Below are 19,775 nucleotides of genomic sequence, written 5' to 3' on the forward strand. Positions count from 1 at the left end.
ATGCAACGGTTAAAGCTGTTTCTGCCGTTAATTATTTTTGCCGGCCTCGCACTCCTGTTCTGGCGTGGTTTGAGCCTGGACCCCAACGCCATGCCGTCGGCCTTAATCGATAAGCCCATGCCGGCCTTTTCATTGCCCACACTGGAAGACGAAGGCACGCCGGTGGATGAGTCCTTGTTCAAGGGCCAGGTGACGCTGTTGAATGTGTGGGCCACCTGGTGCGTGTCCTGCCGGGTTGAGCACCCGTTTCTGGTGAAGCTGGCAGAGCAGGGGGTGCGCATTGTGGGGCTGAATTACAAAGATGACCCCCGGGCCGCGCGGGAATGGCTGGTGAAACTGCACAACCCTTACGAGCTGTCGGTGATCGATGCAGACGGCCGGCTTGGACTGGACCTGGGTGTATTTGGTGCGCCTGAGACGTACGTTCTCGATAAAACCGGCACCATTCGCTACAAACACGTGGGCGTGGTGGACGACAGGGTGTGGCAAACCACACTTGGCCCGATCGTGGAGCAATTGAACGCCCAGTAGCCGGCCGGCTCCTGAGCGTTCAGGTTAATTACCCCACAATCAGAGGCAGCTGGCCGGCCCGATCTCGGTCCAATCGCTGCTGGTGCCCGGTTCCGATTGCGTCCACCAATTGGCGCGCCATTGCCGGCCGGCATGATCCACTTCGGCACCGGCCTGATAGGCTTTACCACTGATCCACACGTGCGGGATGTCGCTCAGCAAATCCCAGGTGTCGTTGGTTTGTGCCGGTTCACTGCCGGAATTCCACCATTTGGCTTTCCACACTAACTGCTGGTGCGCAACCACGCTGCCGGCGGTGTACACGTGGTGTGCTTCCCAGGCAGGATAGTTGCCCGCGTTGGGGTCGGTTTGGCTACAGCCTGGCGTTTGATTGTGTTTGATATCCACGCGAGCGCTGGCGCTGCTGTTCTGTAACCAGATTTCATTGGCCACCCGATTCTGGCTATCGAATACTATCTGCCCGTTGGCTTGCTGCATGCCCACCTGCACATCGCTGTAACGCTGATTTACGCGACCGGCCAACGCCTCTGCCCAGACACCTTGGTCACTGTTGGCTGAGCTGATGGCCAGGGTTTCAAACACCTGCTCCTGCCCATTGGCATCAAAAACCCGAAACCAGACCTCGTCACCCGGCTGTGCCACATCGGTGCTTTTTACAAAGTAACCGGCACTGATCCAGCTCGGCGGCGGGGTGGTGCCGCTGAAGCGGATATCCGAGCAGTTGTAGAATCCTTCACCGGCTTCGTCAGCCCGCTGCCAACGGGTAAACAGAATCGCATCGCCGTCGCGGCCGGCCGGCAGGTTCACGGGTACCTTGTACATTTTATGCCCGTTCATATTCACCACGGGTAGATTGCCGTGAGTGGCCACTAACTCCAGGTGATCCCATGCCAGCGTCTGTGTTGCCGGATTAAAACCCGGTTTGGTGACATAGACCTCCCAAAAGCTGGGGTTGTGCGGGGTGGATGCGTGAAACAGTAGATCGATCTGGCCACTGACCTGGGTGCGCTGCCAATCCGTGTGGGCCAGACTCATTCCCGCTTTACTGGCGTCGCCAGCGCCACAGAGATTGCCATCCTTGACCGTTTGCCTGACGGCGGCCGCGTTATTGTAGTCCACCACGTTTGCAGAAAACTCGTGGTGCTGGGTCAGCGGTGTGGCGCCCGAAACCTGAAAAGCGGCGCGGCACGCCGCGTTAGGGATGCCTGAACCGTCCGCCGGCCACCAGTAGCCGCCGTCATCCACGCAGAATTGCTGCCGGGCCTTGGGGTATTCCACATAGCCGTGGCTGGTGGCCTGTTGGCTGGCAAGCAGGCCGGTCAGCGCCATGACCAGTGCCGGTGCCGTGAGGAAGTGAGCGTGGCTTATGTTTGTTATTGCCATGTTTGACTCCTTGTTTGATTGAGTTCTCTCGGGCAGCAGGCAGTTGAACGCCTACTGGAGATGACAACGTTGTCATCGCTGTTCAGAATAAGGCCACTTTGGCCATAAATAAACCGAAAAGGCGGGCACTCTCGTGCCAGCTACCGCGGTTTTTGTTGATGGAGATCAAAATACGCACAAGCGGCTGGCGCTACTATGATCCCAACGAATCACAGAACCCCAGCGGGAGGTGCACTATGTATATGGATGGCGTTGTTGCGTATGGCTTGGTAATTGTTGCGGCCACCTGTGCGATGCTCTGGTATGTGGGACGCTATGCGTGGCGTCACTACAAGCAGGACGCTGAGGCGGCTGAGAAGAAAGCCTGAGTGGATTCATCAATCAATGAAAAAGCGCCGACCTGGCGCTTTTTTTATGCCTCACTCAGCCCAATGGCGGCTTTAAGGTGCTGAGGTTTTCGGGGGCGTCGACACGTCTTTGCACAGCAGCATGTCCACAATCCGGTTGGATGCACCAGGGTAAAAGCCCGCTTCCTGCTGATAGCCCCGGCCGTTTTCAAAGGTGCCGAACAGCAGATCAAACACCGGTAAGTCGGAAAAGTTGCGGTAATGGACTCCCCGCTGGTGGTGCAGGCTGTGGCTCTCCGGCCGCTGAATCACAAACCCGAGCCAATAGGGCGTTTTGATATTGGCATGTTGGAACAGCTGCAGAAAAGTTCCCACCAGTAAAAAGACCGTAACTGCCTGTGGGGTAACGTCGATCAGCAGGGCGAGTGCAATGCTGCCCACCAGTGAGAATCCGATCATATCGGTGGGGTTGAAGTAAAAGGTGCCCCAGGCATCCACGCGCTCTGCACTGTGGTGAAACTGATGAAACACCCGCCACAAAAAGTTATTGCTGTGGATGGCCCGGTGCCAAAAATAAATGCCCGCTTCAAATACCAGCAGTGCAACGGCGGCACCGCCCAGTGTGCCTAAATGGGTTAAATCCAGAAGCTGAAACTGACTCAACCAAGGGTCGACCCACATGGGCAGATAGGCTGTCAGAAAAAAATAAATCCAGAAAAATACACCGCAGCGCAAGTACCAGCCTTTGATGCGGGGTAGGGGGCGGGCAGGGAACAGCGATTCCCACAAAATAATCGCGGCATAAAGGCCGATGATGGCGAGCGATACCGGGTCGAGCAGAATTTCCATGGGGCCGGGCATGGTGCAGTCCTTTGTTTTTGGGCCTTTGTCCGAAAAACCATCCTACGCGTTGTTACACCGATTGAAAGGGGGGAAAGGTGTGGGTTACCGGCGACACCCGACAAAATGTAAGTCCTTGGTGTGAGGTTTTACTTATCAGGCGCCAGCGCGTAGATAAAAGCCATCACCACATCGCCGTTCTCACATTCCACCTCAATTGGAATACGCTGATAGTCATTCCCTTCGAACGCATCCAGCGATGCCCACAGGTCGGGTAATTCGAGGGAGTGAAGCAGAAATCCGTGTATTGGAATGCCCTGGGAATCGGGACGCATAGCGGGGTAGCCATCAGCAGAAGCCCAACCCGCTTCGATCAACTGGCCTTTGACGGTTCCGGTCTGCCAGTGGCCAGCCAGTGCCTGCAGCAGGTGGTGATTTTTTCTGCCGGGGGCCAAGGTGCCGTAGGTGAAAAGCCGGGTGTTTGTCGCGTGGGGCATAGGTCAAGGTATGGGCAAAAGGGCGCAGCCTTACAGTTATTGGGTGCCTGCTGATTGAATCAGCAGCACCCGTGGACAATTATTGATCTAACGTAAACTGAATTTTGAAATCAATGAGATTTTTAGACAGCGGGGCGGCAAGTAATTCGGTGCCGGCATAAAACATCGGTATCCCTTCGCCACCGTCATTGCGATAATGCAGTATCAATGCGTCTTTACTGTCGGTGGTTTTCAAGCCGGCAATGATGCCTGCGAGTAATTTCTCCGCGAAATTGGCCTGGCGCAAACCCGCCAGCATTTCATTCATGATCTCACGGTTTTTCGCCGCTATCTCGGGAAGCGCCTGTTCACCTTCCATCGGGTAGGGCATGACCGGCCCCTGTTTCAGTGCCGGCACAAATTTAATGGTGCGGTCTTCATCTGGCGCCAACACGTCGGTAAATGAATCTACGCGGCCATCGCGATAGGTGAGGGTATTTATCGCCTCACCGGTGTAGTCTTCTGTGATCTGCAGGGTGACCTCGTAGCCCTCGCCCAGCATGGAGGGTTCCATGTGCTTGATCGCCAACCGGACTGGCCGGCCCGTAGCGTTTGCCACCCTTTCTGTGAGTACTGCATCGGCCGCGTTCGGGCGCGCGTAGCGGAATTCAGATGAAAACTCGATGGTACCTTCCGCATTGATTATGGGTTGATCGTCAGCATCATACGCACTGTCGTCTTGGGTGGCGTCCGGTTCAACTTCAAAATAAGGCTCGGATCTCAGCCACTCAAGTTGGGTTTCGATATCGGCGGACTCAGGAAAACGGAACCGGAGATCGGCCAGCACCCACACATCCAGTTCGCGTTTGGCGCTTAGTCGGAAATGCCAGTCGATGTCGGTGGTGACGGGATCGCCTGGCCGGCTGTTGTCAACTTCATGCAGTACACCCTCCTGTTCAATCAGGAAGGTGACGGCCATGCGCGCCCGGCGGTAGCCGTCGTCTGCCGGGTTCCAGGCATCGTCTTCGGAATAGTTTTCCTCCTGCGTTTGCAGGTATTGTTCGTTTTCGGGTTCCTCCTGTGCGGAGCAACCAGAGATTAAAATGCCAGTCGAAAGCAGTAGGTAGGTGGTAAGAATATGGGCCGTACGCAGCATGGTGATTATCCTTAATACACAGTTCAGCTGGCTCATAAGCTAATCCGGTCTTGTGATTAACTCAAGAGGGTGGGGTGGCGTCTGTTCGCAGATCAGAAAAAAATCGACGATTTGGCTGTCGGGTTGGTTGTTTGCGAAGATTGCTTAGATGAGGGTTTGCACAGCTTTCTAGATGATGTATTTCATTCCCGTGGGCTGGTGCTGTTGGTGAATGGGTGGTTTGTTTGTGTGTTCTGGCGCCTTGGAGATTGTTAGGGGGTTTGTTGGTTTAGGTGTTTTAATTTTTATCTGACCACAAGTTAAACTTAGCGATGTGGGTTTGAATAAGGCGTTTAGCTGGCAAAAGAACGCCTTACACCGACTTGTCAGTGCTCATCCTATTGAAATAATGGAATTAAATCTCTCTCCTGTGCACCACTTCACGCTACAATTGGCGCCGACTATGGGGGTAAGAATGCTCAGAATATTGATGTGCGCGTCTTTGTGTGTCGCATTGAACTCATGCGTCAACCGATCGCCTTTGCCAGCGGGGGGCGCTTTAGAAAATAAGCCGTATTTGCCTGCGCCCGATCTGGTATTTGAAATCGAAGGTATGAGCCATTGCACCTCCGTCGATGACGCCAGGCTACACATAAATAAAGGCGAGCCTGTCACGCTTATCGTGCATGGTTGCTTCTTATCCGCGGGCCGGTTCCGTGCCCTGGCCGACGTGTTTGCTTTTCACGGGCAGCAAACGATCTGTTTTAATTACGACGACCGTGACCGAATCAGTGACAGTGCCGCACAGCTGAATCAAGCGCTCGCCAAACTTAGTGAGAAAATTGATACTGATCAAATCACCGTGATAGGGCACAGCCAGGGTGGGCTTGTCGCGCGTCAAAGCGTAAGTGAATTCAATGATGCGCAAGCCCTCTCAAAAAAAACCAAAATTTCTTTAGCTACCATTTCAGGGCCTTTTGGTGGCATTGAATCCTCAAAGCATTGTGGTTGGCGTTGGCTGCACCTGGCCAGTTTCGGTATAACGACTGCCGTTTGCCAAGCGGTAACTGGCAGCAAATGGACAGAGATTCCACCCGACAGTCGCTTCATACAAAACCCTACGCCGCTTAATACAAACGTAGTTCGTTTCTTGAAGATCAATACCGATGAAACCGAAACCTGCCGTCGCCATGATGCTGAAGGACGCTGTATTGAAGATGATTATGTATTTTCATTGGCAGAGCAGTCGCACCCTGTGCTGGACCAACTAGAAATTGTCAAGCAAGCCACGGTAAAAGCCGGCCATGTAGAAATTGTGGGTGATTCCATTACGGCGCCAGACAAGTTGATACGCGTTTTGCAGCAGGGCGGTTATATGCGTGATACTCCTGCGGAAAGGCAAGCTGCTTTTCGTGACTTGCTTGATCAGCTATATGTTATGAATTGACTGCCGCTTCGTTTGTTGATACTGCCAAGTTGCGGAAGGGTAGTGCTGAACGTGTTTGCTTAGCGCCAGTCCATGCCTTGCAAGAGTCATGGGTGGCTGGTTGTAGTAAAAAAGGGTTGAGAAGTATATGGCTGGGGTGTCGGCGCTTCGAGCGCGTTCGCCCTGTTGACAGAGAACGGCTTCCGACCCCATTATCTTAGTGGGAGGATATTTCCTTAAACATAAATTACTGGGCTTTGAGCTCTATTACATCCCATCCACGTCTATGCAGCCGGCCTTGCAGGCAGAAGACATAGTGCTTGCTGACACCTGGGTTGATGTGAGCACATTAATACCCGGGGACATCATTGTATTTGAACACCCTACTATCCACGGTATGCGCCTCATCAAACGCATTGCCAAGATCGATACCGATACGGTTATGGTGCTTGGAGACAACGCCAAAAATAGTCTGGACAGCCGCTCGATAGGCAATATTAACAAACAGTTAATTTTGGCAAAGGCCAGTGCCTACATCCGAAGTTGCCACATAGGTAAAATAGCCGACATTGAAAATTAGATGAAATTCATCTTCAGGCTGCAAGCCTTACCGGTAACCTTACTTGTGGCATACATATAAAATCGAAATACTTCTTTGCAGGCATCTTTCAATTCCTTTTGTTGGCGAGAGCTCAATAATTCTGACTTCTCGACATCAACCTCAATTTTCCCCAGGAATTTATCGCTATAGATGTTCTGCTCGCCGGTAAAAGCATATTTAAACATGGCATCATCAACTGCAGCCATCATCTGACGGGCTAAAGTGCCATACTCATCGCAACCTTGCATCGCGATCTTTACAAAAAAATACTCTCCGACATATATCTTCTCCTCTGAATAAATCAGAGGTTCCAGCAGGCAGTCGATGTCCAGCTCACTGAAAAGCTCGTCATCCTTCCAAGTGGCGAAATACGTTAACCCACCAATCTCTCTCGAGCCGACAGGCCTAAAAATAGCACAATTCAAATCATTAACAGCCGCGATCCTCGCAGGCATAAAACCCACGGAAGCAGAAATTTTTTTGCCAACTGTACGATCTAAATTAGAATCGTAGGCATAGATATTTGGATCATTTTTAAAAGCAATATAATAGAAATTCGACTTACCAACATAGGCCGCAACAGGTTTATCAGTAAATGTTTCGCGTAACGCATTTCCATCCCAGCAGTAGCTTTTGTCCCCACAGCTAAACAATACCGAATCATCCACCCTTTCTGGTTGAACAACTATACTTACGCTCTTTGCCTCGGACGGTAGTGCTGCAATGCTATCAAATCTTTCCAAATCAAAAACCGCGACATCACCATGAGTTCCACTACGAGTATATATAAATAGCAGATTATCTAGTTGTGAAAACTTCGTCCAGGTAGATTTAAAGCTCTTTCTAGCCACCTCATTAAAATCTTTGTTCAGCTTAACAACTTCATGAACTGAATAATCGTAGAAAAAGTAAAAGCAATCGATAACCGCCAGCAAAAACCAACTAGTTGCAAAAGTGCAAGGAGTCAACTCATTTGCCGTCTTAAAAAGATATACATTAGGATCTGGGAATCGCGACTCAACGCTAACTGAACAATCGCCAAATGATTTTGTTTCACGAGAATCGATAAATATGTCCGCTTCCTGCTTTGGCACTACTGATTTCCTGTCACCCACAAACGTAGCTAGCAAATTAGCCTCTTTGTAGTAAATTGCTACGTCATCAGTATCGTGCTTAAATATTCTAATATCTTCCTTTGTAAACTCTGTGAGGTGCAATTCTTGGCCACCATCCACCCTGTAGTAGTAATAAAAACTCTTTAAATAAAAACAACTACCTACAACTTGCGGGTATGTATGACTTCCTGAAACCGCGAATAAATTCATCTTAAACCCCTCCGTTCAGTACTGAACGACATCACCCAGTGTTGCGCCTTGCTCAAAAATATTATCAATAACAGGTTTAACATTATCAGTTAGAAATATCGTTAATGTTCCGTTGATCTTTGAATCTTCGAAGTTTTTTAGCAGATCATCATTGCCTGACTGTTTTAAAATTGGATACAAACTATCTGGGCTGTTCGCTATTTTATTAAATAGTTCTGACTTAATTATTTCAATATCACCGCCATTTATTTTATTAAACAGCCATTTAACATCAACCTCACCTGGTTTGCTGAATGCGCGCGCAAGGTCTAATAATCGGGGTCAGATAAGCATTATGGCGCGTTAAGCGTCTTCGCTGGTAAGCCCTCCGGCTTTGTCGCGGAAGGGTAGCACCAAACGTGATTGCCCAACACCAGTCCACGCTTTGCAAAGGCCATGGATGGCCTGGGAGCGAATCGGTACAGGACGTATCGTTGAGCGGCAAAGCGTGGGGTGGGGTTGGGCTTGTGAGGTTAGGGTGGGGTTCCGCGATCTCGCGGTTATTTGGTGGGGGAAAATGAGGTGTGTGTCGGTGCATTCGCGGCTGGGAAGCGGATGGCCGCTCCGCCGTTCCAACTACATAGATAAGTGCCTGGTTTGAGGGGTGCGCTAGAGGGTTGGGTGGGTTCGGACGGGAATGACTCGCACCCTTCGGGGCCGGCTATCAATCATAGATTGATAGCGTTCGGCTGCGCACAAAGCATCGCTTTGTAAACGCTTGCCTCACCCATGTGCTCGGGCCTGCGGCCCAACGGCCGGCTGGCCGTTGCCCAAAATCGCTCCCGGCGATTTTGTGAGTCGGACCGGACGGGACTCGAACCCGCGACCTCCGGCGTGACAGGCCGGCATTCTAACCAACTGAACTACCGGTCCGCTAAACCGGGTTGGCGTGAGTAACTTAGGTTAAACACTGCCTTATATGGTGGGTGGTACAGGGGTCGAACCTGTGACCTACGCCTTGTAAGGGCGCCGCTCTACCAACTGAGCTAACCACCCGTTGTTCAAGAGCCGCGTATTCTACGCATAAATCCGGCCCGGTCAACACTCGGGTGAACTTTTTTATGACTATCAATACCTTGGGCGTTTGGTGGGCGGGTTGGTATACTGCCGGCCGTCTCAACTTTGGTGTGGAGCCTGGCTGTGCCGACCCTGCTAAACCTCATCCGTGCAAGCCTTCTGGGGCTGACGCTTCTGCTGACCGGCCATGCGCTGGCCGTGATTGATGTGTACCAATTCGACAGTGAAGAGCAGCGCCTGCGCTACCTCGAGTTCATCGAAGAAATGCGCTGCCCCAAGTGCCAGAACCAGAACCTGTCCGGTTCTGATTCACCCATTGCCGCTGATTTACGCCGCGAAATCCATCGTCTGCTGCAGGAAGGTAAAAGCGATGACGAAATCGTCGAGTTCATGGTGGCGCGCTACGGTGAATTCATTCTCTACGAACCGCGCATGCAGTCATCCACCTATATATTGTGGCTCGCCCCCATTGGCATGCTGTTGGTGGGGCTTGTGGTCGCGATTCTCATGTCGCGCCGGAAAAACACCCGGGCCACCGTTGATGATGTCGAAAAACAAGCCCGCCTCAAGGCACTGCTGAACGCGAACGAACAGGATAAATAATGACCTACTTCTGGATTGGAGCGCTGCTGTTGGCGCTCATGGCCGGGCTCGCCATCCTTTGGCCGCTCATGTTTGGCGGTAAAGGCGCTGACCTCAAGCGCGAGGCCGTTAACGTTGCCATTTACAAAGACCGCAAGGCCGAGCTCGATGCTCAGCTGGCGGCCGGAGATCTTGATGCTGACGCCCATGCGGCAATGCTCGCAGAGCTCGACGACAGCCTGCTGGAGGATGCCCAGGGTGAGGATAGCCAGCAGCCCGTAACCAACCAGAACAATGCACAGTGGATCCTCCTGATCGCTGCGGTGCTACTGCCTTTGGCGGCCGGTGCCTGGTACTGGGAAAAAGGCGCCAGCCAGGAAGTGGTGCTGCGGGAGATGATGCAGAACGTCAACGGCCCTGAAGATGCCGGCCAGGTTATCGCCATGCTGCGCGACAGCGTCGACAAGCAGCCGGATAACACCCAGAACTGGTTTATGCTCGCGCGCATGTACATGGAAGTCGGGCAATTTGCCGACGCCACCATGGCCTATCTGGAAGTGGTCAATCGCGAGCCGGAAGCGGCCAATGTGGTCGCGGAGATGGCCCAGGCGCTGTTCCTGGCGTCCAAAAACGAAATCACTCCCGAAGTGCGCAAGATCACCCAGCGGGCCCTGAAGTTGGATCCCAACAACGGCACCGCCCTCGGGTTAGCCGGTATCGACGCGTTTGAGCAGCAACAATACCAATCGGCCATTGATTTATGGACCCAGGCGGCCGGCCAGAGCATGCCCGGCTCACCCGCCCGGCAAGCGCTTGAGGGCGGGATTGCCCGCGCTAAATCCATGCTGGGTGAGACAGCGGATGCGGGTGTGGCGGTTGCACCGGACAGGCCCGATACGTCCGGGAAGCCGGTAATCCGCGTGTCCGTCGCCCTGGCCGACAGCGTGCCGCGCGCGGGCCAGACGGTATTTGTCTACGCCCGTGCCTGGCAGGGTGCCCGCATGCCACTGGCAATCCAGCGGCTGAATATCAACGACCTGCCTGCGACCCTCACGCTGGATGACAGCATGACCATGATGGCCGGGGTCTCCCTCGCCAGTGCCGGCGAGCTGGAAGTGCTGGCGCGGGTGTCGGCATCCGGTAGCCCGGCGCCCCAGCCGGGTGACTGGGAAGCGTCTTCCGGACCGGTTTCGCTGGCCGAAGGCGATGCCACCGTCACCCTCACCGTGGATCGCCAGATTCCCTGAATATGGGCGTTGGTAGGGTGAAATGGCGTGGTTGACCGTGTAGAATCGGCCGATCTTTGGGCATCCGTTCAAGCCGGCAGGGAGCGCTAGCCATCACCCCATCCGCTTGGCCATGTTTGGCCCATAAATATTAGAAAAAACAGTAACTTATAGTAGAGTGAAACGGTTACATGCGGCTTAAATGTATCAAGCTGGCCGGGTTCAAATCATTTGTTGACCCAACCACAGTGCAATTTCCCTCCAACCTGAGTGCGGTGGTGGGACCGAACGGTTGTGGCAAATCCAATATTATTGACGCCGTGCGGTGGGTGATGGGTGAGTCCAGCGCCAAGAACCTGCGCGGTGAAAACATGACCGACGTTATTTTCAACGGTTCCGGTGGTCGCAAGCCCGTGGGCCAGGCGTCTATCGAGCTGGTGTTTGATAACTCCGAAGGCAAGCTGGTGGGCGAGTACGCCGCCTATGCCGAGATTTCCATCCGCCGTAAAGTGACCCGTGAAGGCCAGAATTTTTACTACCTGAACGGCAATAAATGCCGCCGCCGCGACATTACCGATATTTTCCTTGGCACCGGTCTGGGCCCGCGTTCTTACGCCATTATCGAGCAGGGCATGATTTCGCGCCTGATTGAAGCGCGCCCGGAAGACCTGCGGATCTTTATCGAGGAAGCCGCCGGCATTTCCAAATACAAAGAGCGCCGGCGCGATACCGAAAACCGTATCCGGCGCACCATGGAAAACCTGGAGCGTTTAACGGATATCCGCGATGAGCTCGACCGGCAATTGTCGCGTCTGGAACGTCAGGCCCAGGCGGCAGAGAAATACGCCGAATACAAAAAAGAAGAGCGCGAATTAAAAGCCCAGCTGCAAGCCTTGCGCTATCGCGTTCTGGCCGAACAGGTAAGCGTCAAGCGCAGCGCTATCCGCGAGCTGGAAGTGGAGGTGGAGTCCTTCGTCGCCGCCCAGGTCAACAAAGACACGCTGATTGAAAAATACCGTGCCCAGTACACCGAGCTGGGCGATAAGTTCAACGAGGTGCAGGGCCGCTATTACTCCGTGGGCTCAGACATTGCCCGCATTGAGCAAAGCATTACCCACGCTCAGGACCGCGTGCGCCAGCTCACTGTCGACCTGGACCAGACCCGCCGCGACTGCAAAGAAGCGGAAGAGCACATGCGCCTGGACGCAGAAAAAGCCGAAGGCTGGCAGGCGGAGTTGCTGGAAATTGAACCGGAACTGGAGCTGATCCAATCCGCCGGTGAAAGCAGTGGCGAAATGCTGCTCGAAGCCGAAGAGCAAATGCAGGCCTGGCAACAGGAGTGGGACGAATTCAACCAGCATGCGCAGGCACCGCGCCAGAAAGCCGAGGTGCAGCAGTCGCGCATTCAGCACCTGGAACAGGTGCAAACCCGGTTGCTTGAGCGCATCCGCAAACTGGATGAAGAAAAATCCCAGTTGACTGCGGGCGACGTAGAAGACGAAATCGAATCGCTCAATGAGCAACTCACCGAAATGGAACTGGAAGGCGAATCCGCCCGCGACCGTTCCGAACAGGTGGTGGAAGACATTAACAACCTGCGCGAGAGCAACAACGACCTCGCCAACCAGCTGGACGAACACAAATCCCGCCTGCAAACCCTGCGCGGTCGCCACGCGTCGTTGGAAGCGCTACAGCAAGCCGCGCTCGGCGAGCAGAATAAGGCGGTGACCCGTTGGTTGGAATCCAATCAACTGGCCGACAAACCACGCCTGGCTGAGGGGCTGAGCGTGCGCGATGGTTGGGATAAGGCCATCGAGACAGTACTGGGCAACCACCTGCAGGCGGTTTGCGCCGACGGTCTGGATCAGGTGGCCGGGGTGCTGGAAAGCCTCACGCAAGGCCAGTTGGTGCTGGTGGATACCCATGCCAGTGTGTCTGCCGTTAATGGCACCAAAGCCACCTTGCTCAGCAGTTTTGTGGATGCAGAGCACGGCATCGACGCCCTGATCGGCTCCGTGTACGCGGTTGAAACCCTGGCCGAGGCGCTGGCGTTGCGCCCGCAGTTGGCTGCGCACGAATCGGTCATTACCAAAGACGCCATCTGGATCGGTGCCAATTGGTTGCGCGTGGTGCGCGACACCGATGCCACGGCGGGCGTGCTCGCGCGCAAACAGGAACTGGAAGACATCGGCGCAGAAATTGCCACGCTGACCGACACAGTGAGCACCCAGTCCGAACAACTGGCATTGGGGCGCGAGCGACTGAAAGAACTGGAACAAAGCCGCGAGCAGCTGCGTCGCAACCTCGACGAGCACAATAAACGCTACGGCGAAATCAAATCCCAGCTCACTGCCAAGCAGGTGCGGGTCGAACAGATCCTGGATCGCAAAAAACGCATCACCGAAGAAGTGGGTGAAGCGCGCGAGCAGATGGAGCTGGAAGCGGAAAATCTGGCCGATGCGCGCATGATTCTGGAGGAGGCCATCGATGCGATGGAGCGCGATACCGGCCGGCGCGAAGAGCTGATGACCCAGCGCGACGGCATCCGTGCCAAGCTGGATCAGGCCCGCCAGAAAGCCCGCCACGATAAAGACCGCTCACACGAACTGGCCATGCGGGTGCAATCCCTGCGCACCCAGTTACAAGCCATCCAGTCCGGCATGAGCCGCCTGAAAGAACAGAGTCAGCGCCTGGCGGAGCGACGCGAACAGCTGGAAGCGGCACTGGCCGACAATCACGACCCGATTGAAGAATACAAGCTCGAACTGGAAGCCCTGTTGGAAAAACGGGTGTCAGTGGAGCGGGAGCTGGGCGAAGCGCGCAAGGCGGTAGAAACCGTCGAGCAGGATTTGCGCGCGGCAGAACAGCAGCGCAACCGCGCCGAACAGGATGTACAGAAAGTGCGCTCCAATCTGGAACAGGAACGACTGGCGGCGCAGACGTTGGATGTGCAGAAGCAAGGCCTGGAAAACCAGTTGAAAGAGGAAGAGTTCGATCTCGAGCAGCTGCTTGAATCCTTGCCGGAAGACGCCGAAGAGGCGCCGATGGTGTCCGAACTGGAAACGATCGGCAATCGCATAACCCGCTTGGGCCCCATTAACCTGGCGGCCATTGACGAATACAAAACCGAGTCTGAGCGCAAGCACTACCTGGATGCCCAGAACGACGATCTGGTGGAAGCGCTGCAAACGCTGGAAGACGCCATCCGGCGGATTGATCGCGAAACCCGCACCCGCTTCAAGGAAACCTTTGATCTGGTGAACAGCGGCTTGCAGGAGCTGTTCCCCAAAGTCTTTGGTGGTGGGCATGCCTATCTGGAACTCACGGGCGAGGATTTGCTCGACACCGGCATCGCGATCATGGCGCGCCCGCCAGGCAAGCGCAACAGCACCATTCACCTGCTCTCGGGCGGGGAAAAAGCACTGACCGCCATTGCGCTGGTGTTCTCGATTTTCCGCCTGAATCCGGCACCTTTCTGTATGCTGGATGAGGTGGATGCGCCGCTCGATGATGCCAACGTCGGGCGCTACGCACGCATGGTGGAAGAAATGTCCGCGCACGTGCAATTCATCTATATTACCCACAACAAAATTGCCATGGAAATGGCGCACCAGTTGATGGGGGTTACCATGCACGAGCCGGGCGTGTCGCGTCTGGTAACGGTTGATGTGGAAGAGGCGGCCGAACTGGCGGCCTCCTGATAATTGCGGTAATTTAACGGGTATAACTGGTTATGAATCCATATCCAATCAACGCGGTGAAGGGACTTCGTCATGCGTGAATGGCTAACGGTCATTATTGCCTGCCTGATCATTGGCGTGTTGCTCGACGGCTTGCGCCGCATGCGCGCGGCCAAACGCAATGAAATGCGTATGTCCTTGTCCATGCACAAGGGCACCAATAAAGAAGACCTGGCGGCCTACGGCAGCGAGCTCCCCAACGGCGGCGCGCGCGTAGTCTCCAAACGGGATGTGCCGCCGCCCAAAGTTGCACCCAAGAAGCCGCGCCCGGTCGATCCCAAGCACGAGCCCAAGCACCAGGAAGAGCTGGATCTCGATCAGCATGTGCCGCTATTGATGAATGTGGACGACGAGGCTGATGGTCGCACTGAACCTACGATTGGCGCGCCAGTGGTCCCGGACGTCGAAGACACAGCAGCTGCCGATCCGGCCGTGGCTGTGCCGGTCGAGTCGCCGGAGCCTGCGGCCGATGACGGTATTGATGAGGATGCCTACGACCGGGTGCTGTTTTCCGGCAAAACCGATGCGGTCCACGCCGATACCCACGGGCGGGAGCCAAAGTTGGCCGATGCGGCACCGGAAGAGGTGTATGTGATCAGTGTGGTGGCGCCCAAAGGTGAAGTTTTCGCCGGCCCCGCCGTGAAAGATGCGATTCTTGGCGCTGGACTGCGGTTCGGCTCTCGCAAGATTTTTCATTATCATCAGGATGAAGACGGCGAAGGCCCGATTCAGTTCAGCCTGGTGAATATGGTGCAGCCCGGCGTATTCGATTTGCAGAAATTTGACGAGCTGGAAACCCCCGGCCTCAGCATGTTTATGACGCTGCCCATGGAAGGCTCTGCGATTGCGGCCTTTGATGCCATGGTGACCACTGCGCGTGCGATTGCCGAAGCGCTGGAAGGCGACCTGAAAGATGAACAACAATCGACCCTCACGCAACAAACGGTGGAACACAACCGGGCGCGGGTGACGGAATACGAGCGCAAGCGCCAGCTGGAACTGGCGCGGGCTTGAGGCGCGACGATAAAGCCCGGTAATACCGGGCTTTTTTACAGGCGCTGAAAATAAAATAACCGACAACGCTGGAACTTCATGTCAGACCAAAAACAAACCTACGAAGAGCTCAAGCAAGCGCTGAATTACCACAGCTACCGTTATTACGTATTGGATGATCCGCAATTGCCGGACAGTGAATACGATCGGTTGATGCAACAATTGCAGGCGATAGAAGCGGAACACCCGGACTGGATCACGGCTGACTCCCCCAGCCAGCGGGTCGGGGCGCAACCGATGGCCGCGTTTTCGCAAGTGCAACACAAGTTGCCGATGCTGAGCCTGGACAACGCCTTCAACGAAGAGGATATGCGCGATTTCAACAAGCGATTGCAAAGCTTGCTGAAGTCCGCCGAACCCATCGAGTTTGCCTGTGAGCCCAAGCTAGACGGCATTGCCGTCAGCCTGATGTACGAAAACGGTTTGCTGGTCCAGGCCGCGACGCGCGGCGATGGCTCGGTAGGGGAGGACATTACTGCCAATGTGCGCACCATCGGCTCGGTACCGCTCAAGCTCATGGGCGGTGATTTCCCTGCACTGCTGGAAGTGCGCGGCGAAATCTACATGCCCAAAGCCGGCTTTGAGGCGCTCAACGAAAAAGCCCGTGCGGCCGGTGAAAAAGTCTTTGTGAACCCGCGCAATGCGGCGGCGGGCAGTTTACGTCAGCTCGATGCGCGCATTACCGCATCGCGGCCACTGGAGTTCTGTTGTTACAACATTGGTGTGGTGGAAGGCGGGAATATTCCCGATCGACACACGGATGTATTGCAACAACTCCAGCGTTGGGGGTTTCTGATCAATCGCGAAATGGCTGCGGTGAGCGGTATCGATGCTTGCCTGGCTTACTTTGCGCGCCTGGGCGAAAAACGCGCGGCGTTGCCCTATGACATCGACGGGATAGTTTTCAAGGTCAATAGCCGGCAATTGCAAAATCAGCTGGGATTTGTGGCGCGCGCACCACGCTGGGCAATTGCGCATAAATTCCCCGCCCAGGAAGAAATGACGCAATTGCTGGAAGTTGAATTCCAGGTGGGTCGTACTGGCAGCATTACGCCGGTAGCGCGTCTACAGCCCGTATTCGTGGGCGGCGTGACCGTGTCCAATGCCACCCTGCACAACCGCGATGAAATAGAGCGGCTGGGTGTGATGGTGGGCGATACGGTGATTGTGCGCCGCGCCGGTGACGTGATTCCGCAGGTGGTATCGGTGATTACCAGCAAACGGCCTGCGGATGCCCGTCCGGTGCAGTTCCCGGAAAACTGCCCTGTGTGCCAATCCCCGGTGGCACAGGTTGAGGGTGAGGCAGCCGTGCGTTGTACGGGCGGGCTTTTGTGTGCGGCCCAGGTCAAAGAAGGCATTAAACATTTTGCCTCGCGCAAAGCCATGGATGTGGATGGGTTGGGCGATAAGCTGGTGGAGCAGCTGGTGGATGAGGGGCTGATCAGCTCTGTCGCCGATCTGTTTTCTCTGACCGAAGCACAGCTGGTGGGGCTGGAGCGCATGGGGGAGAAGTCGGCGCAGAATCTTCTGGCCGCGCTGGAAGCCAGCAAAAAAACCACACTGGCCAAATTTTTGTTCGGGCTGGGTATCCGTGAAGTGGGGGAGACCACCGCGCGCACACTGGCGCAGCATTTTGGTGGGCTCGAGGCCATTATGACCGCTTCCGAAGACGCGCTGTTGGCGGTGCCGGATATTGGCCCGGTATCGGCTGCGAGCATCCGGCAATTTTTTGAATCGGAAAAACACCGCGAGCAAATCCAGCAACTCATTGCCGTGGGGTTTGAATGGGCTGAAACCGAGCCCGCGGCACGCGACGCATTGCCCTTGGCCGGACAGACCTGGGTGCTGACTGGCACGCTGGAGCAGATGACGCGCGATCAGGCCAAGGACAAATTGCTGGCGCTTGGCGCCAAGGTGGCGGGCAGTGTGTCGGCCAAAACTCACTGCCTGGTGGCGGGGCCCGGGGCCGGCTCCAAGCTCACCAAAGCGCAGGGGTTGGGTATTCCGGTGCTGGATGAGCAGGCATTTCTGGATCAATTGACTCAGTGGGAGGCGGGGGCGTGATTGGTTGGCAGGCGCTGATAAAACACACGGCATTGGTGTTGGCGGTCATACTGGCCTCGGGTTGCGCCACGTCGCCGCCCAGTAACCCCGACAATCTGTGCGATATTTTTGAGGAAAAAGACGATTGGTATGAGGATGCCAAAAAAGCGGAAAAACGCTGGAAATCGCCCATCCCGACCATGATGGCCATGATGCATCAGGAAAGCCGTTTTGTGGCCAAGGCCAAACCGCCCCGTACCAAAATCCTGTGGGTAATCCCCGGTCCGCGCAAAAGCAGCGCCTACGGCTACTCGCAAGCCAAAGATGAAACCTGGGAATGGTACCAGCACAACAGCGGCAACAGCTGGTCGTCGCGCGATGACTTTGCCGATGCCATCGATTTTATCGGCTGGTACAACTACCAGAGCGGGCGGCTCTCAAAGATAAAGTCCAACGATACCTACCACCTGTACCTGGCCTATCACGAGGGGCATGGCGGGTTTAACCGGCGCACTTACCGTGACAAACAATGGTTGAAAAACGTGGCCAAAAAAGTGTCCTCCCGGGCTGCGACCTATCAGGCGCAGCTGAACCGCTGCCGGGAAGATCTGGAGTCGGGTGGCTGGTTCTGGTGACGACTGGCAAAAGCGCAACCCGGTCGTTGTTGGCAGTGCCGGATATGCGGTAGAGTTCGGGCAATAGTTTCAGGAAACAGGTCATGCATAACGATCAGGAATCCATCGTCTACGGGTGCATCAAGGATGTGAGCGGTTCGCTTGGGGACCAGCAACGGCGCAAGGTCAATGCCCGTGCCATGATGTCATTGCCTGAAGCGGACGATTGGCCATTTTTGTGCCGCGATATGTTTTCCCTGCCCGTGACCGACGTGCACAACCTCTACCACACCGATGTAATGCACTTCGGCGCCTCCTACAAAGCGGTGGAATACGAGTGGGAGCAATGGCTGGCGAAATTTGAAGACCTGCTGTCCCGCATGTACTGGGTCAGTGCCACTGTTCACCTGGAAACCGAACTGTCTGGTACCCACACCTTTACCTGGGAGGCTAACGGCAGCTATCACGCCCCCGGCAGCGGGGGCATCTCTGTGCGGTGCGAGTGGAGCCACGAGGGCGGGTTGCAAATCTGACCTATGGCCATTGCGCTGGACTCACTGCCCGCCGGCACCCCGCTGGCGGATGATATACGCCTGGTGTTTTTTGATATCGACGGCACCTTGCTGGATCGCGAAGGGCAGCTGCAGCCTGCGACCCGAAAGGCTATTGCCACGCTGCACCAGCGCGGCGTGATGACCGCGTTTGCCAGTGGCCGTCCGCCCTTTGCTGCCGACGCCCTGCAGGCCGAACTGCAACTGACCGGCCCGTCGGTGTTTTACACCGGAGGACACTGCGTCTGGCAGGGCAGTACCTTTGCCGACCACACCCTGGCGCCCGACGAGTGGCATGCTCTGGCCCGGCAGGCGCGGGCGCAATCGATCTATCTGGAAGGTTATTTCGACGATCACTATGTCACCTGTTCGGCGTCTGATATCACCGCCGAGCATGCCCGCCACCTGCGCGTTCAACCGCGATTGTTGCCGTTCGGGCAATGGCCGCGGCAGCCGGCGAAAAAACTGCTATTGGGGGTTAATCTCGAGCGCGAGCCCGAAGGGCTGGCGGCGCTGGAGGCAGATTTTCCCGCGTTTCACTTTGCCTATGCCCACCTGCCGAGTCGGCCGCAATGGCAATTTGCCAGTGTGGTGTCCAGATTTGTGGATAAAACCGACCTGTTCCATCGCTTAGTGAATCATCTGGGCCTGGTACCAGGGCAGGTTGCGGCATTTGGCGACGGGGGCTCCGACCAGGCGTTTTTGCAGGCCGCCGGTCACGGTGTTGCCATGGGCAATGCGTCGGCGCAGGTAAAGGCGTGCGCCCGCTGGGTGACTCGCCCGTCATGGGAAGATGGCGTAGCCTATGGATTGGACCGTTTACTGGGCAATCGTTAATCGGGTGGC

At 55.4% G+C, this 19,775-nt stretch carries 17 protein-coding genes and 2 tRNA genes; 12 read left to right on the plus strand and 7 right to left on the minus strand.

The window, feature by feature from the left end; all coding sequences use genetic code 11:
• The gene (locus M5M_RS00260; protein WP_015045464.1) at positions 1-531 is read left to right on the plus strand and encodes a DsbE family thiol:disulfide interchange protein; all 531 of its coding nucleotides are present in this window, start codon (positions 1-3) and stop codon (positions 529-531) included.
• A gap of 39 nt (positions 532-570) precedes the next feature.
• Here M5M_RS00260 and M5M_RS00265 read toward each other — a convergent pair whose 3' ends face one another.
• The gene (locus tag M5M_RS00265; RefSeq protein WP_015045465.1) at positions 571-1,914 is read right to left on the minus strand and encodes a lytic polysaccharide monooxygenase; all 1,344 of its coding nucleotides are present in this window, start codon (positions 1,912-1,914) and stop codon (positions 571-573) included.
• A 242-nt stretch (positions 1,915-2,156) separates the two neighbouring features.
• Here M5M_RS00265 and M5M_RS20895 point away from each other — a divergent pair, with 242 nt between their 5' ends.
• Positions 2,157-2,282 (plus strand): hypothetical protein, encoded by a 126-nt coding sequence (locus M5M_RS20895; RefSeq protein WP_276324566.1) that lies wholly within the window; start codon positions 2,157-2,159, stop codon positions 2,280-2,282.
• A gap of 72 nt (positions 2,283-2,354) precedes the next feature.
• Here M5M_RS20895 and M5M_RS00275 read toward each other — a convergent pair whose 3' ends face one another.
• The 3 genes from M5M_RS00275 to M5M_RS00285 all read right to left on the minus strand — a co-directional run bounded on the left by M5M_RS00275 (position 2,355) and on the right by M5M_RS00285 (position 4,769).
• Positions 2,355-3,122, minus strand: a complete 768-nt coding sequence (locus M5M_RS00275; protein WP_015045466.1) for a sterol desaturase family protein — start codon at positions 3,120-3,122, stop codon at positions 2,355-2,357.
• A 128-nt stretch (positions 3,123-3,250) separates the two neighbouring features.
• Positions 3,251-3,598: a gamma-glutamylcyclotransferase family protein gene (locus M5M_RS00280; protein ID WP_015045467.1), complete on the minus strand. Its 348-nt coding sequence runs from the start codon at positions 3,596-3,598 to the stop codon at positions 3,251-3,253.
• 79 nt (positions 3,599-3,677) lie between these two features.
• Positions 3,678-4,769, minus strand: a complete 1,092-nt coding sequence (locus M5M_RS00285) for a hypothetical protein (RefSeq protein WP_144062357.1) — start codon at positions 4,767-4,769, stop codon at positions 3,678-3,680.
• Positions 4,770-5,187: 418 nt separating this feature from the next.
• On the opposite strand from M5M_RS00285, the gene M5M_RS00290 reads away from it, so the two are divergent.
• A complete protein-coding gene (locus tag M5M_RS00290) occupies positions 5,188-6,159 on the plus strand; it encodes an esterase/lipase family protein (protein ID WP_162141180.1) in 972 nt (323 codons plus the stop codon).
• 199 nt (positions 6,160-6,358) lie between these two features.
• A complete protein-coding gene (gene sodX, locus M5M_RS00295; protein WP_276324567.1) occupies positions 6,359-6,718 on the plus strand; it encodes a nickel-type superoxide dismutase maturation protease in 360 nt (119 codons plus the stop codon).
• Here the strand turns inward: sodX and M5M_RS00300 are convergent.
• From M5M_RS00300 to M5M_RS00310, 3 genes are all read right to left on the minus strand, one after another.
• Positions 6,715-8,064: a hypothetical protein gene (locus M5M_RS00300; RefSeq protein WP_015045471.1), complete on the minus strand. Its 1,350-nt coding sequence runs from the start codon at positions 8,062-8,064 to the stop codon at positions 6,715-6,717. The two genes, sodX and M5M_RS00300, sit on opposite strands and share 4 nt — an antisense overlap.
• A gap of 838 nt (positions 8,065-8,902) precedes the next feature.
• Positions 8,903-8,976: transfer RNA gene (locus tag M5M_RS00305), tRNA-Asp, on the minus strand.
• Between the two features lie 47 nt (positions 8,977-9,023).
• Positions 9,024-9,099 (minus strand) — tRNA-Val (locus M5M_RS00310).
• 144 nt (positions 9,100-9,243) lie between these two features.
• Here M5M_RS00310 and M5M_RS00315 point away from each other — a divergent pair.
• The 8 genes from M5M_RS00315 to M5M_RS00350 all read left to right on the plus strand — a co-directional run bounded on the left by M5M_RS00315 (position 9,244) and on the right by M5M_RS00350 (position 19,766).
• Entirely contained in the window at positions 9,244-9,723 is a 480-nt protein-coding gene (locus M5M_RS00315) for a cytochrome c-type biogenesis protein (RefSeq protein WP_015045472.1), read from the plus strand.
• Entirely contained in the window at positions 9,723-10,949 is a 1,227-nt protein-coding gene (ccmI, locus tag M5M_RS00320) for a c-type cytochrome biogenesis protein CcmI (RefSeq protein ID WP_015045473.1), read from the plus strand. Before M5M_RS00315 ends, ccmI begins: the two co-directional genes overlap by 1 nt.
• A gap of 170 nt (positions 10,950-11,119) precedes the next feature.
• The gene (smc, locus tag M5M_RS00325; RefSeq protein ID WP_015045474.1) at positions 11,120-14,629 is read left to right on the plus strand and encodes a chromosome segregation protein SMC; all 3,510 of its coding nucleotides are present in this window, start codon (positions 11,120-11,122) and stop codon (positions 14,627-14,629) included.
• 72 nt (positions 14,630-14,701) lie between these two features.
• The gene (gene zipA / locus M5M_RS19215) at positions 14,702-15,682 is read left to right on the plus strand and encodes a cell division protein ZipA (protein WP_015045475.1); all 981 of its coding nucleotides are present in this window, start codon (positions 14,702-14,704) and stop codon (positions 15,680-15,682) included.
• 78 nt (positions 15,683-15,760) lie between these two features.
• Complete coding sequence (gene ligA, locus M5M_RS00335) at positions 15,761-17,785, plus strand: NAD-dependent DNA ligase LigA (RefSeq protein ID WP_015045476.1); 2,025 nt, start codon at positions 15,761-15,763, stop codon at positions 17,783-17,785.
• A complete protein-coding gene (locus tag M5M_RS00340) occupies positions 17,782-18,399 on the plus strand; it encodes a transglycosylase SLT domain-containing protein (protein WP_015045477.1) in 618 nt (205 codons plus the stop codon). Before ligA ends, M5M_RS00340 begins: the two co-directional genes overlap by 4 nt.
• A gap of 83 nt (positions 18,400-18,482) precedes the next feature.
• A complete protein-coding gene (locus M5M_RS00345; protein WP_015045478.1) occupies positions 18,483-18,911 on the plus strand; it encodes a hypothetical protein in 429 nt (142 codons plus the stop codon).
• Positions 18,912-18,914: 3 nt separating this feature from the next.
• Positions 18,915-19,766, plus strand: coding sequence for an HAD family hydrolase (locus M5M_RS00350; RefSeq protein ID WP_015045479.1), 852 nt, complete (start codon positions 18,915-18,917; stop codon positions 19,764-19,766).
• Positions 19,767-19,775: the final 9 nt, after the last annotated feature.

It is taken from the genome of Simiduia agarivorans SA1 = DSM 21679 (assembly GCF_000305785.2).
Taxonomy (GTDB): Bacteria; Pseudomonadota; Gammaproteobacteria; order Pseudomonadales; family Cellvibrionaceae; genus Simiduia; species Simiduia agarivorans.